This window comes from Mesorhizobium sp. KACC 23794 (assembly GCF_052180275.1).
Lineage (GTDB): Bacteria > Pseudomonadota > Alphaproteobacteria > Rhizobiales > Rhizobiaceae > Kumtagia.
On record NZ_CP197465.1, the window covers coordinates 3,157,969 to 3,171,127 of the forward strand.

At 63.8% G+C, this 13,159-nt stretch carries 16 protein-coding genes and 1 riboswitch; of the genes, 15 read left to right on the top strand and 1 reads right to left on the bottom strand.

Annotation, left to right across the window (positions count from 1 at the left end; translation table 11 throughout):
- Positions 1 to 28: 28 nt before the first annotated feature.
- A riboswitch (cobalamin riboswitch) is annotated at positions 29 to 226 on the bottom strand.
- Between the two features lie 88 nt (positions 227 to 314).
- Positions 315 to 1,550 (bottom strand): winged helix-turn-helix domain-containing protein, encoded by a 1,236-nt coding sequence (locus ACSBOB_RS15410; protein ID WP_442583259.1) that lies wholly within the window; start codon positions 1,548 to 1,550, stop codon positions 315 to 317.
- Between the two features lie 297 nt (positions 1,551 to 1,847).
- Here ACSBOB_RS15410 and ACSBOB_RS15415 point away from each other — a divergent pair, with 297 nt between their 5' ends.
- The 15 genes from ACSBOB_RS15415 (at position 1,848) to ACSBOB_RS15485 (ending at position 13,158) form a co-directional block, all read left to right on the top strand.
- Entirely contained in the window at positions 1,848 to 2,213 is a 366-nt protein-coding gene (locus ACSBOB_RS15415; protein WP_349006576.1) for an NADH-quinone oxidoreductase subunit A, read from the top strand.
- Positions 2,204 to 2,785: a NuoB/complex I 20 kDa subunit family protein gene (locus ACSBOB_RS15420; RefSeq protein ID WP_442583260.1), complete on the top strand. Its 582-nt coding sequence runs from the start codon at positions 2,204 to 2,206 to the stop codon at positions 2,783 to 2,785. The genes ACSBOB_RS15415 and ACSBOB_RS15420 overlap by 10 nt, the downstream gene beginning before the upstream one ends.
- A 4-nt stretch (positions 2,786 to 2,789) precedes the next feature.
- Complete coding sequence (locus ACSBOB_RS15425; protein ID WP_442583261.1) at positions 2,790 to 3,020, top strand: hypothetical protein; 231 nt, start codon at positions 2,790 to 2,792, stop codon at positions 3,018 to 3,020.
- Positions 3,017 to 3,238, top strand: coding sequence for a hypothetical protein (locus tag ACSBOB_RS15430; protein ID WP_442583262.1), 222 nt, complete (start codon positions 3,017 to 3,019; stop codon positions 3,236 to 3,238). The genes ACSBOB_RS15425 and ACSBOB_RS15430 overlap by 4 nt, the downstream gene beginning before the upstream one ends.
- Positions 3,235 to 3,837 (top strand): NADH-quinone oxidoreductase subunit C, encoded by a 603-nt coding sequence (locus tag ACSBOB_RS15435; RefSeq protein ID WP_442583263.1) that lies wholly within the window; start codon positions 3,235 to 3,237, stop codon positions 3,835 to 3,837. The genes ACSBOB_RS15430 and ACSBOB_RS15435 overlap by 4 nt, the downstream gene beginning before the upstream one ends.
- A 21-nt stretch (positions 3,838 to 3,858) precedes the next feature.
- Positions 3,859 to 4,242: a four helix bundle protein gene (locus ACSBOB_RS15440; protein ID WP_442583264.1), complete on the top strand. Its 384-nt coding sequence runs from the start codon at positions 3,859 to 3,861 to the stop codon at positions 4,240 to 4,242.
- 42 nt (positions 4,243 to 4,284) lie between these two features.
- Positions 4,285 to 5,475 carry an NADH-quinone oxidoreductase subunit D gene (locus ACSBOB_RS15445; RefSeq protein WP_442583265.1) on the top strand — a complete coding sequence of 397 codons (1,191 nt, stop codon included), beginning with the start codon at positions 4,285 to 4,287 and terminating at the stop codon, positions 5,473 to 5,475.
- A complete protein-coding gene (locus tag ACSBOB_RS15450; RefSeq protein ID WP_442583266.1) occupies positions 5,472 to 6,461 on the top strand; it encodes an FkbM family methyltransferase in 990 nt (329 codons plus the stop codon). Before ACSBOB_RS15445 ends, ACSBOB_RS15450 begins: the two co-directional genes overlap by 4 nt.
- Positions 6,458 to 7,723: an NADH-quinone oxidoreductase subunit E gene (locus ACSBOB_RS15455; protein ID WP_442583267.1), complete on the top strand. Its 1,266-nt coding sequence runs from the start codon at positions 6,458 to 6,460 to the stop codon at positions 7,721 to 7,723. The genes ACSBOB_RS15450 and ACSBOB_RS15455 overlap by 4 nt, the downstream gene beginning before the upstream one ends.
- Before the next feature lie 10 nt (positions 7,724 to 7,733).
- Positions 7,734 to 9,038, top strand: coding sequence for an NADH-quinone oxidoreductase subunit NuoF (gene nuoF / locus ACSBOB_RS15460; RefSeq protein WP_442583268.1), 1,305 nt, complete (start codon positions 7,734 to 7,736; stop codon positions 9,036 to 9,038).
- A 10-nt stretch (positions 9,039 to 9,048) separates the two neighbouring features.
- Complete coding sequence (locus ACSBOB_RS15465) at positions 9,049 to 9,300, top strand: hypothetical protein (RefSeq protein WP_442583269.1); 252 nt, start codon at positions 9,049 to 9,051, stop codon at positions 9,298 to 9,300.
- Between the two features lie 82 nt (positions 9,301 to 9,382).
- Positions 9,383 to 10,393 carry a hypothetical protein gene (locus tag ACSBOB_RS15470; RefSeq protein WP_442583270.1) on the top strand — a complete coding sequence of 337 codons (1,011 nt, stop codon included), beginning with the start codon at positions 9,383 to 9,385 and terminating at the stop codon, positions 10,391 to 10,393.
- A gap of 13 nt (positions 10,394 to 10,406) precedes the next feature.
- Positions 10,407 to 10,718, top strand: coding sequence for a pentapeptide repeat-containing protein (locus ACSBOB_RS15475; RefSeq protein ID WP_442583271.1), 312 nt, complete (start codon positions 10,407 to 10,409; stop codon positions 10,716 to 10,718).
- Positions 10,718 to 12,802: an NADH-quinone oxidoreductase subunit NuoG gene (gene nuoG / locus ACSBOB_RS15480; RefSeq protein ID WP_442583272.1), complete on the top strand. Its 2,085-nt coding sequence runs from the start codon at positions 10,718 to 10,720 to the stop codon at positions 12,800 to 12,802. The genes ACSBOB_RS15475 and nuoG overlap by 1 nt, the downstream gene beginning before the upstream one ends.
- On the top strand, positions 12,799 to 13,158 hold the full coding sequence (locus ACSBOB_RS15485; RefSeq protein ID WP_442583273.1) for a hypothetical protein: 360 nt from the start codon (positions 12,799 to 12,801) through the stop codon (positions 13,156 to 13,158). The genes nuoG and ACSBOB_RS15485 overlap by 4 nt, the downstream gene beginning before the upstream one ends.
- The last annotated feature ends 1 nt before the right edge of the window (position 13,159 follow it).

Here is a 13,159-nt window from a genome sequence, read left to right on the forward strand (position 1 = left end):
TCCTTGCCCGGGTCACCCGCCGGACAGTCGGATTGATCTGATGACGGCAGGTCTCCTGGCTCACGGCTCTTCCGCCTGACGCCGCCTTCCCGGATTTCTCCAGTGGCCTTCGGCGCGGGCTGACCGCCTACAGTTGCGGGGACAGCTACGGATTTGGGCGAAACCCGCACCGTATTCCCTCTTAGCCCTTCCAGCGAAGCGCAAGGAACAGTTTACTTTCTTTCCGCAGGATCGTCGCAACGCTTCAAGGTTGGCGCGAGCGGAAAAAAGTAAACTGTCCCCGGCATCCGCCGGTCGGGACCGTCACATGCGGTTTACGCCCCGGCCACGGAGCCTGTCAACGCGCCGGAACCGGGCAGAGTATCGGCCAGCGCCGGGCCTAGATCGCCGGCAGGGGTAACTTCGATCCGCTCCAGGCCGAGCCAGCCGCGCATAAGCTCGATCTCGGCAGCGAGTTCGGCAGCCGTATGCGGCGGTGCGCCGGGCTGGGCATAGGCGGCGAGCACACGCAACACGCCGGCAGGGCGGTCGGCCTTCATGTCGACACGCCCGACAATGGTGTCCCCGAGCAGGAAGGGCAGCACGTAATAACCGAACTGCCGCTTTTCGGCCGGCGTATAGATCTCGATGCGATAGTGGAAGTCGAACAGCCGCTCGGAGCGGGCGCGCTCCCATACGAGCGGATCGAACGGCGCCAGCAGCGCGCGCGCCTCGACTTTTCGTGGCAGCCGTGCGCCGGTGAACAGATAGGCCTGGTTTTTCCAGCCCTCGACCGAGACCGGCAGCAGGTCGCCCGATTCGACCAGTTCCTCCAAGCGACCTTTCATGTCGGCCGGCGACAGGCGAAAATAGTCGCGCAGGTCGGAATAGGTGGCGATGCCGAGCGCACGGGCGGACATCAGCAACAGTTGCCGATGCGCGTCGGCGGCCGGGACGTCGGGCCGATCGAAGATTTCCCTGGGCAGCACGCGCTCCGGCAGGTCGTAGAGCCGCTCGAAACCACGGCGCGAGGCGGTCGTCACCTTGCCGGCCCAGAACAGCCATTCGAAGGCATGCTTCTCGTCGCTCCAACCCCACCAGCCGCCCTTGCCCTTGGCGCCGTCTATGTCGGAGGCGGCGATCGGGCCGTCGTCGGCGATGCGCTTGTGGATGGCATCGATCAGGCCGCGATTGGACCCGGCCCATCTGGCGAGGCCAAGATACATCTCCTCGTCGCGGCTCGCGCGCTCCATGCGCCAGCGCATCAGCGGCCAGCTTTCCAGCGGCAGCAGCGAGGCCTCGTGCGCCCAGTATTCGAACAGCGCGCGTTTTTTCCCCGGCGCGGCGGCATCGTCCAGCAGCGACATCGGGTAGGGGCCAAGCCGCGAGAACAGGGGCATGTAATGGGCGCGCACCACGGCGCTGACGGAGTCGATCTGCAGCAGGCCCAGCCGGTCGAGCGTTTTCGCCAGATGCCGGCGCGTGATCGGCCCGTCCGGGCGCGGATCGGCAAGGCCCTGCGCGGCGATGGCGATGCGGCGGGCAAGGGCGAGCGAGATCTTTTCCTTCATCTGCATTCCGGCGGTGTTTGTTGGTGTTTGTCGGAGCATTTTCTGGCGCTGCACCATATGGACGGGGTGCCGGGCACTCGTCCACTGGCCCGCGTCATCATCCTGACAGCATATGTGGTTGATACATGCCGCGAATTCGCCAAGGTTCGGCTTGCTTCGCCCCAGCGCCTGCGCTAACCCTCGCCGCATCGCAGCAAGGTTTCGGGCACTGGCCGAACGGGTCAGACTGTCGCGGTCCCAGCCTCCCGTTCCGTGCTATGATCGGACCAGTCAGGATCGCAAACGGAAGGCCGGAGCATGGACGGGCTACTCAGCTCATATCTCCCCGTCGTGATATTTCTCGCCGTGTCGATCGCTATTCCCGTCGCGCTGGTGGTTGCGCCCTATCTGGTCGCCCACCGCAATCCCGATCCGGAAAAGCTTTCGGCCTATGAGTGCGGGTTCAATTCGTTCGACGATGCGCGCATGAAGTTCGACATCCGCTTCTACCTCGTCTCCATCCTGTTCATCATCTTCGACCTTGAAGTCGCCTTCCTGTTCCCGTGGGCGGTGTCGTTCGGCCAGATCGGCATGCTCGGCTTCTGGTCGATGATGATCTTCCTCGCCGTGTTGACCATCGGCTTCGTCTACGAGTGGAAAAAAGGAGCGTTGGAATGGGATTGAACGACGCTTCCGCCACGCTCGTTGCGCCGAGGCCGAAGGGCATCATCGATCCGAACACCGGCAAGCCGATCGGCTCGGATGACGCTTTCTTCGGCGAGCTCAACAACGAGCTTTCCGACAAGGGTTTTATCGTCACCTCGTCCGAGGCGCTGATCACCTGGGCGCGAACCGGCTCGCTGATGTGGATGACCTTTGGTCTCGCGTGCTGCGCTGTCGAGATGATGCACATCTCGATGCCGCGCTACGATGCCGAGCGCTTCGGCATCGCGCCGCGCGCCTCGCCGCGCCAGTCGGACGTGATGATCGTCGCCGGCACGCTGACCAACAAGATGGCCCCGGCGTTGCGCAAGGTCTACGACCAGATGCCCGAGCCGCGCTACGTCATCTCCATGGGCTCCTGCGCCAATGGCGGCGGCTATTACCACTATTCCTATTCGGTGGTGCGCGGCTGCGACCGCGTGGTGCCGGTCGACATCTATGTGCCGGGCTGTCCGCCGACGGCGGAAGCCCTGCTCTACGGCATCCTGCTGCTGCAGAAGAAGATTCGCCGCACCGGCACGATCGAACGGTGACGTGATGGCTGAACCTAAGGACCTCGTTGTTCATCTCCTTCGCGAAATTCAGGCGGACCTCTCCGCGTTTCGCAAGGAGAGCGACGAACGGTTCTCCAAGCTTGAAGCGGGTCAAAAGAATCTGCGGCTGGCGATGGCTGGCGAGACCGTGCTGAGCCGGATGCTCATCGGAGAATATGAGGAGCGGATCGAGGCTCTCGAAAAGAAGGTCGAGAGCCTGGGGCGTGCAAAATGAATCTGAACTCGAACTCCACCGCTGCAAAACTTCGTCATTTGGGGGGCAGGCATTTACGCCCCGACGCCTATTTGAGGGCGCTGACGAAGCTCGCCGATATCGACATCGGCGCGTCTGTTGCTGATGGCTATCTCGCCGAGATCGATCGTGTCGCCGAATTGCGTGGTCGGATTGCCATCTTGGAGCGCAAGATAGAGTATTTGGAGGCTCACAAGTGAGCGAAGCCCTCAACGATCTCTCGGCTTATCTCTCCGAAAAGCTTGGCGGGCGGCTGGACAAGGCCGTTGTCGCTTATGGCGAACTGACGCTGTCGGTCGAGGCGGCTAACATCGTCGACGTGCTGTCGTTCCTGAAGAACGACGTGCAGTGCCAATTCGTGTCGTTCATCGACATCTGCGGCGCCGACTATCCGTCGCGGGCAAAACGCTTCGACGTGGTCTATCATCTCCTGTCGCCGCGCCAGAACATTCGCATCCGCGTGAAGCTTCAGGCCGACGAGGACACGATGGTGCCCTCCGCCACGAGCGTCTATCCCGGCGCCGACTGGTTCGAGCGCGAGGCCTACGACCTCTACGGCATCCTGTTCTCCGACCATCCGGACCTGCGCCGCATCCTCACAGACTACGGTTTCGAGGGGCACCCGCTGCGCAAGGACTTTCCGCTGACCGGTTTCGTCGAGGTGCGCTACGACGACGAAGCCAAGCGGGTGGTCTACGAGCCGGTGGAGCTCAAGCAGGAATTCCGCAATTTCGATTTCATGTCGCCATGGGAAGGCACGGACTACGTGCTGCCGGGTGATGAGAAGGCGAAGCAGTGAACGGTGAATGGTGAATGGTGAATGGGCGACAAGCCAGACCAGATACGCGACTATCGCGATCTGATCGTCTGGAAGGAGGCGATGGAAATCGCCCGTCTGGTCTATTTGCTCACCCGAGAGTTTCCTCGGGAAGAGGCGTTTGGCTTGACCTCTCAGATGAGACGTTCGGCGTCCTCCATTCCAGCCAATATCGCGGAAGGATTCGGCCGTGCGCAACGGCGGACATTCATTCAGTTTTTGAGGATCGCTCAAGGATCGCTCAAGGAATTGGAGACTCACGCAATTTTGGCCAATCAGGTGGGGCTCCTACCAACCGATCGGTTCGAGGATTTGTTTTCACGGTGCCAGCGACTAGGAAGGCGACTCGTCCAGTACGTACGGTCGCTAAGCGAGGCTCAGCAGTGACCATTCACCATTCACCATTCACCATTCACTGCGGAGCGTTCCGTGGCTGAAACCTCCGTCCGCAACTTCAACATCAATTTTGGGCCGCAACACCCTGCTGCACATGGCGTTCTGCGTCTCGTGCTGGAACTGGACGGCGAGGTCGTCGACCGGGTCGATCCGCATATCGGCCTTTTGCATCGCGGTACCGAGAAACTGATCGAGGCAAAGACCTATCTGCAGGCCGTGCCGTATTTTGACCGGCTCGACTATGTCGCGCCGATGAACCAGGAGCACGCCTTCGCGCTTGCCGTCGAGCGGCTGCTCGGCGTCGAGGTGCCGATCCGCGGCCAGTTGATCCGCGTGCTCTATTCCGAGATCGGCCGCATCCTGTCGCACCTGCTCAACGTCACCACGCAGGCCATGGATGTCGGCGCGCTCACCCCACCGCTGTGGGGTTTCGAGGAGCGCGAAAAGCTCATGGTTTTCTATGAGCGGGCCTGCGGCGCGCGCATGCATGCGGCCTATTTCCGGCCGGGCGGCGTGCATCAGGATCTGCCGCAGAAGCTCGTCGAGGACATCGGCAAGTGGATCGATCCGTTCCTGCAGACGGTCAAGAACCTTGACGACCTGCTCACCGGCAACCGTATCTTCAAGCAGCGCAACGTCGATATCGGCGTGGTCTCGCTCGACGATGCCTGGGCCTGGGGTTTTTCGGGCGTCATGGTGCGCGGCTCGGGTGCTGCCTGGGACCTGCGCAAGAGCCAGCCCTACGAATGTTATCCGGAGATGGAATTCGACATTCCGATCGGCAAGAACGGCGACTGTTTTGACCGTTACCTCATCCGCATGGAGGAGATGCGGCAGTCGGCAAAAATCATGCGCCAGTGCGTCGACCGGCTGCTCGGCAAGGAGAGCAGCGGGCCGGTGTCGAACATGGATGGCAAGATCGTGCCGCCGAAGCGGCCGGCGATGAAGCGCTCGATGGAAGCGCTGATCCACCACTTCAAGCTCTACACCGAAGGCTACCACGTGCCGGCCGGCGAAGTGTATGCCGCCGTCGAGGCGCCGAAGGGCGAGTTCGGCGTCTACGTCGTCTCCGACGGCACCAACAAGCCGTACCGCTGCAAGCTGCGCGCGCCCGGCTTCGCGCATCTGCAGGCGATGGACTTCCTCTGCCGCGGCCACATGCTGGCCGACGTCTCGGCCATCCTGGGCTCGCTCGACATCGTGTTCGGCGAGGTGGACAGGTGAGCGGACAGGCCGTTGCCGACATCATGGTCGACGCTTCGAGCGGGCGGGTGGAAGGTGCTTCCGCCGTCGAGCGCGCGGCGATCCTGGTGTTGCGCTCGGCCATGTTCTTCCTGAAGCCGTTCAGCAATTTCGGCATTTCCTACGTGGCGCGCGCCACGCGCAGCCTTTTGCCGAGCCGGCGCCGGATGGTGTTTCAACTGACGCCGGACAGCCGGATGCGGGTGTCCTACTGCGACACGTATTGGTCGGTGCTGCTGTCGCCGCGCTACGCCTACGAACGGTCGGTGCGGGCGCTGCTCACCGCTTCGCGCGATGTCGACTACGGTTTCATCGACGGCGGAGCCAATCATGGCTACTGGTCGATCCTGGTTTCGGGCAAGCAGTTCGGCGCGAAGAAGGCGGTCGCGGTGGAAGCGGCATCCGACACTTATCGCAATCTGGACGACAACCGCGCTCTGAACGCCGGGCGCTTCACCGCGCTCAACCGGGCGATCGGTTCGACCAGCGGCGAGCGCGTGCGCATCTACGGCCACAAGCACGAGGCGCGTTCCACCGTCGCGCCGTCCTCCGACGCCACGCCGATCCTCGACTGCGAGACGATCTCGGTCGACGACCTTGCGGACCTGCCGGATTTCCAGGGGCTCCGCCGTTTCGTCGTCAAGCTCGATGTGGAAGGCGTGGAGATCCCCGCTTTCTCGGGCGCACAGCGCCTGCTTTCCGGCGATACCGTGTTCATCTATGAGGAGCACGGTTCGGATTCGCGACACGAGACCACCCGGCATGTGCTGGATGTCATGAAGCTGAGGGTATTCTGGCTCGGCGACGGGCGCATCCGCGAGCTGAGGTCGGTCGACGAACTCGATACCATCAAGAAATCCCGCCGCACCGGTTACGATATGATCGCGAGCGGCAGCGCGTTCTGGCTGGGCAGGCTCGATGCTGCGACATCGACGCCCATCGACGCGGGAGCCGAGGGAAGACAATGAGCGTTCGCAGACTAGCCGAGCAAGCCGTCCAGCCCGCTACCTTCGCCTTCAACGAGGCGATGGCGGCCGAGGCGAACACCTGGATCCGGAAATACCCGGAAGGCCGCCAGCAGTCGGCGATCATCCCGCTGCTGATGCTGGCGCAGGATCAGGAGGGCTGGGTCACCAAGGCGGCGATCGAGCACGTCGCGGACATGCTGCGCATGCCCTATATCCGCGCGCTGGAAGTCGCGACTTTCTATACGCAGTTCCAGTTGAAGCCTGTTGGCAGCCGCGCCCACATCCAGGTCTGCGGCACGACGCCCTGCATGCTGCGCGGCTCGGAAGCGCTGATGGATGTCTGCCGGTCGAAGATCCATCACGACCAGTTCCATGTGAACGACAACGGTACGCTGTCCTGGGAAGAGGTCGAGTGCCTCGGCGCCTGCGTGAATGCGCCGATGGTCATGGTGTTCAAGGACACCTACGAGGACTTGACGCCGGAGCGGCTGGCCGAGATCATCGATGCGTTCGAGGCCGGCGAGGCGGTGACGCCCGGCCCGCAGGTGAGGCGCACCTATTCCGCGCCGATCTCGGGGTTCACCAGCCTGGGCGACGAGGTGGTCGTGCTGAAATCCACCCGCGACCGCGAGGCGCGGGAAGCAGCAGAGACCGCGGCTGGGGAACCGGCAGCGGATGCTGCGGCGGTGCCGCCTTCCAACGCGGCCAGGCCTGCAACCGACGCGCCGGAAACCAGCGCCGCGGTGAAATCGCCGTCGCCGGAAAAGGCCAGCGTCAACGGCGAAAAGGCCGCCAGCGTTGCCGCGCCCGCGCATTCGGCCGCCAATGCCAACCTTGCATCGCCGGCGGTGGAGAAGACTGAAAAGCAGCGCACGGCGCGCGCTCCGCGCAGCGAGCCCGCCACTGCCTTCAAGGCGCCCGAGACCAGGCAGGGAAGCGCCGCGCCGAATGCCAAGGCGGCAACGGCCAAGCCTTCGCTGGAGGACAAGAACCGCCCGGCCGGCATTGAAAAGCCGGCTGCGGTCGACGACCTTCAACTGATCTCCGGTGTCGGCCCGAAGATCGAGGGCACGCTGCATTCGCTCGGCATCTATACTTTCGCGCAGGTCGCAAGCTGGAAGAAGGCGGAGCGCGAGTGGGTCGACGGCTATCTGTCGTTCCACGGGCGCATCGAGCGCGAAGACTGGGTGAAGCAGGCGAAGGCGCTGGCAAAGGGCGGCGTCGCCGAGTACATCCGCGTCTTCGGCAAGAAGCCGGTCTGAGGGACGAGAAATGCTTCAGGACAAAGACCGAATCTTCACCAATATCTACGGCCGTTTCGACCGCTCGCTGAAGGGTGCGATGTCGCGCGGCGCCTGGGACGGCACGGACGGCATCATCGCCAAGGGGCGCGACTGGATCATCAACGAGATGAAGGCGTCCGGCCTGCGCGGGCGCGGCGGCGCGGGTTTCCCCACCGGGCTGAAATGGTCGTTCATGCCCAAGCAGAGCGACGGCCGGCCGAGCTATCTTGTCGTCAACGCAGACGAGTCGGAGCCGGGCACCTGCAAGGACCGCGACATATTGCGCCACGATCCGCACACGCTGGTCGAGGGCTGCCTGCTGGCCGGTTTCGCCATGGGTGCAATCGCCGCCTACATCTATGTGCGCGGCGAGTTCATCCGCGAGCGCGAGGCGCTGCAGCGCGCCATCGACGAGGCCTACGATGCCGGCCTGATCGGCAAGAACAACAAGAACGGCTACGATTTCGAGATTTACGTGCATCACGGCGCAGGCGCCTATATCTGCGGCGAGGAGACGGCGCTGCTGGAAAGCCTGGAAGGCAAGAAGGGCCAGCCGCGCCTGAAGCCGCCTTTCCCTGCCAACATGGGCCTCTACGGCTGCCCGACGACCGTCAACAACGTCGAGTCGATCGCAGTGGCGCCGACGATCCTGCGGCGCGGCGCTGCATGGTTCTCGTCGATGGGCCGGCCGAACAATGTCGGCACGAAGCTGTTCATGCTGGTCGGCCATGTGAACACGCCCTGCACGGTCGAGGAGACCATGGGCATCACCTTCCGCGAACTTGTCGAAAAGCATGGTGGCGGCGTGCGCGGCGGCTGGGACAATCTGCTTGCGGTCATTCCGGGTGGTGCATCCTGCCCGGTGATCAAGGGCGAGGACATGGCCGATGCCATCATGGATTTCGACGGCATGCGCGAGAAGAAGTCGTCCTTCGGCACTGCGGCTGTCATCGTCATGGACAAGTCGACGGATATCGTGAAGGCCATCGCCCGGCTCGCCTATTTCTTCAAGCACGAGAGCTGCGGCCAGTGCACGCCGTGCCGCGAGGGCACCGGTTGGATGTGGCGGGTGATGGAGCGGCTGGTTCGCGGCGAGGCGCAGAAGCGCGAGATCGACATGCTGCTCGACGTCACCAAGCAGATCGAGGGCCACACGATCTGCGCGCTGGGCGACGCGGCTGCCTGGCCGATCCAGGGCCTGATCCGCAACTTCCGGCCCGAGATCGAGCGGCGCATCGACGAGTTCACCCGCAACGCGCACCGCGCCGAACCGGTGCTGGTCGCGGCGGAGTAGGGAGGCGGCAATGGCCGAGGAGCCGGACAACATCCTGCTGCGGCTGCTTCGCGATATTCGCGCAAAGCAGGATGAGCATGACAAGCGCTTCGATGCACATGACAAGCGTTTTGATGATTTGGACAAAGCGATCGAGGACTGGAAAGAGACGACCGCTACAGGTGTTGGATTTGCGGCGCACGCCAACATCCGGAATGGGGCACTGGAAAAGGAAATCGCCGACTTGAAGCGGCGGAAGGACCGAATCGAACGATCGCATTGATTTGACGACAAAAAGACGGATAGGGCGGAAGCACTGAGGGAAAAACGAAGACGGGCGAAATCCGGAACCGAAGGAGCAGCCGATGTCGATGTTTTCCATACCTGACGAACTGATGCCGAGCGGGAAGATTTTTGACGAGATGACGAAGGAAACGAAAGCGCTGATGCCGGCCGAATTCGCCGGTGCCGTCAATCTGATGGCGCATCCGCTCGCCGGCATGGCGGCGATGTCGGCGCTCGGCCTTGGTTTCGCGAGCCATGCTGCCGGCATCTGGTTCGGCGCGCTGTCCGGCGCGACCGCCGCTTCGCAGCGCATGATGAACTCGGCCTTCGAGGACTATTCGGCCGGGGTGGACGAATTCCGCGATACGGCGCGGACGCCGGCAACGCGCGCCAGGGCCGCTGCGTCGGCGCTGATTGCCGAGGTCGGTGCGGCGCCGGCGGCCGGGGATACCGGGCTGTCAAAGCGGGTCGCCGAAAAGGCGGACAGGGTTCTGCGCATCGTCGAGACGCCTCCCTCGGTGGTTCCCGAAGCTGCGCCGAAGGTTGCGAAGACCGGTGGCCGCAAGGCCGCCGAGGCAGCCGCTCCGACGCAGGAGGTTCAGCCGATCGCTGCTGTTGAGCAGCCGGTCGCCAAGGCCGGGCCGCGAGCCGAAGAGGTCGAGCCGATCGTCGATGAGGTCGTGCCGGCCACCGAGGCTCCCGAAGTCGTCGCGGTCGCACCTGCGGCGGTCGAAGTGGCAGCGATAGAGGAAGTGGTGGCGATAGAGACCGCGACGGCACCGGTTCAGCTGGAGGCTCCGCCGGCCGTGGCCGAGGTTGCGCCCGTCGTCGCGGAAGCCGTGCCCGCGTCGCCACGCAAGCCGGCTGCGATCGAAAAACCCGAGGCTCCCGACGATCTGAAGGCAATCTCCGGCATCGGCCCGAAACTGGAGCAGGTGCTGAATGGTTTTGGCGTGTGGACCTATGCACAGGTCGCGGGCTGGGACCGGCAGGAGATCGCCTGGGTCGACGACACGCTCGGCTTCAAGGGCCGGATCGACCGTGACGGCTGGATCGGGCAGGCGGCGGCGCTCGCCGGCGCAAGACGATAGGGAAGGCGAGGCGATGGAGGTTCACGACATACGCGACGTGCTCGACGTGAAGAACGCCTCGGTGGCGAATTCGCGTTTCGACGACGCGAACCTGTCGAACAGCCATTTCCACAACGCCAACCTCTCGGCGGCGGCATTCGAGAAGGTGTTGCTGAGCAATGCGCGCGTCGCCGACGCCAACCTTTCGGGCGCGCATTTCAGCAATGTGAACATGAGTAATGTGAAGATCGAGAACGCGCTGGTGGCCGGCATGGTGATCAACGGCGTGAAACTCTCCGATCTGTTGAAGGCATATGAAGCGGCGAACACCGCCGGGGACAGATAATGGCTAAGCTCAAGGTCGACGGGAAAGAGATCGAGGTACCCGACCACTACACGCTGCTGCAGGCGGCGGAGGAGGCGGGCGCGGAGGTGCCGCGCTTCTGCTTCCACGAGCGGCTGTCGATCGCCGGCAACTGCCGCATGTGCCTGATCGAGGTGAAGGGCGGGCCGCCGAAGCCCGCCGCCTCCTGCGCCATGGGCGTGCGCGACCTGCGTCCCGGCCCGAACGGCGAGGCGCCGGAGATCTTCACGACCACGCCGATGGTCAAGAAGGCGCGCGAAGGCGTGATGGAGTTCCTGCTGATCAACCATCCGCTCGACTGCCCGATCTGCGACCAGGGCGGCGAATGCGACCTGCAGGACCAGGCGATGGCCTTCGGCGTCGATTCCTCGCGCTACCAGGAGAACAAGCGGGCGGTCGAGGACAAGTATATCGGCCCGCTGGTCAAGACGGTGATGAACCGCTGCATCCATTGCACGCGCTGCGTCCGCTTCACCACGGAAGTGGCCGGCATCTCCGAACTCGGCCTGATCGGCCGTGGCGAGGACGCCGAGATCACCACCTATCTCGAACAGGCGATGACCTCGGAACTGCAAGGCAACGTCATCGACCTCTGCCCGGTCGGTGCGCTGACCTCGAAACCCTTCGCCTTCACGGCGCGGCCGTGGGAGCTGACCAAGACCGAATCGATCGACGTGATGGACGCGGTCGGCTCGGCCATCCGCGTCGATTCTAGGGGCCGGGAGGTGATGCGCATCATGCCGCGCGTCAACGAGCAGGTGAATGAGGAGTGGATCTCCGACAAGTCGCGCTTCATCTGGGACGGGCTGCGCACCCAGCGCCTCGACCGCCCCTATGTGCGCCGGAACGGCAAGCTCGTAGCCGCGACTTGGCCGGAAGCCTTTTCGGCGATCAAGGCGGCGGTTTCGAAGGCTGCCTCGGAGCGCATCGGCGCCATTGCCGGCGATCTCGCCGCCGTCGAGGAAATGTACGCGCTGAAGCTGCTTACCGAATCGCTCGGCTCGAAGAACATCGACTGCCGGCAGGACGGCGCCGCCCTCGACCCGTCGCTCGGTCGCGGCAGCTACATCTTCAACCCGACCATCGAAGGCATCGAACAGGCTGACGCCTTGCTGATCATCGGCGCCAATCCGCGCTATGAGGCGTCGGTGCTGAACGCCCGCATCCGCAAGCGCTCTCGCATGGCCGGTCCGTTCCCGGTGGCCGTGATCGGCGAGGCGGTCGACCTGCGCTATCCGCACGAAGTGCTCGGCGCCGGGCCGGACACGCTGAAGGATCTCGCCGCCGGCAACGGAAAGTTCTTCGAGGTGCTGAAGAACGCGAAACATCCGATGATCATCGTCGGGCAGGGCGCTTTGGCGCGGCCGGATGGCGCGGCTGTCCTCGGCCTCGCCGCACAACTCGCGACCGCCGTCGGCGCGATCGCCGAAGGTTGGAACGGCTTTGCGGTACTGCATAACGCGGCGGCGCGTGTCGGCGGTCTCGACATCGGCTTCGTGCCGGGCGAGGGCGGCAAGGACGTTGCCGGCATGCTCGGCGGGAGCGACGTGTTGTTCCTGCTCGGCGCCGACGAACTCGATCTCTCCAGGGCGGGCGACGCCTTCGTCGTCTACATCGGCACCCATGGCGACAAGGGCGCGCACCGCGCCGACGTCATCCTGCCGGCGGCTGCCTACACGGAAAAATCGGGCACCTACGTCAACACCGAAGGCCGCGTGCAGCAGACCAGCCGCGCCGGCTTCGCGCCGGGCGACGCGCGCGAGGACTGGGCCATCCTGCGCGCACTCTCCGATGTGCTGGGCAAGAAATTGCCGTTTGACTCGCTGGCGCAGTTGCGGGCGAAACTTCATGCGGAACATCCGCACCTTGCTGCGATCGACGAAATATTGGCAGGCAGCGCCGACGACGTGGCGAATGCGGCAAAGCTTGGCGGTTCGCCCGGAAAAGCCGGTTTCGTCTCGCCGGTCGAGGATTTTTACCTGACCAATCCGATCGCGCGGGCTTCCGCCGTGATGGCCGAGTGCTCGGCGCTCGCCAAGGGCGGCTTCAAGCAGGCAGCGGAATGATGAACCTGTCTGGCATGAGTCAATTGTCCTTCTTGGTGCCTGCCTTGCTGGCGATGTCGGCGTGCCAGGAGTCGGAAGCCGACGCTGACAGCGTCAACGAGACAATCTCTCAACTATGCCCGTCACAAAGACAGGAAGGGACTACACTTGTCCGGATTGAGATTGTTGATGAGCAAGGTCGATCGCCGGCTGAATATTCCCCTGTGTATGCCGTCTCGGCAGCCGATGTGCAGGCACGCTTCCAGGAACTGGGTAAAGACGCGTTCTGTGCCGAGATGACGAAACGCATGGCTGATACAGCGAAGCGTGAGATTGAAAATGCCATCTCACGCGGCGAATCGACGGATAAGGGCTAGG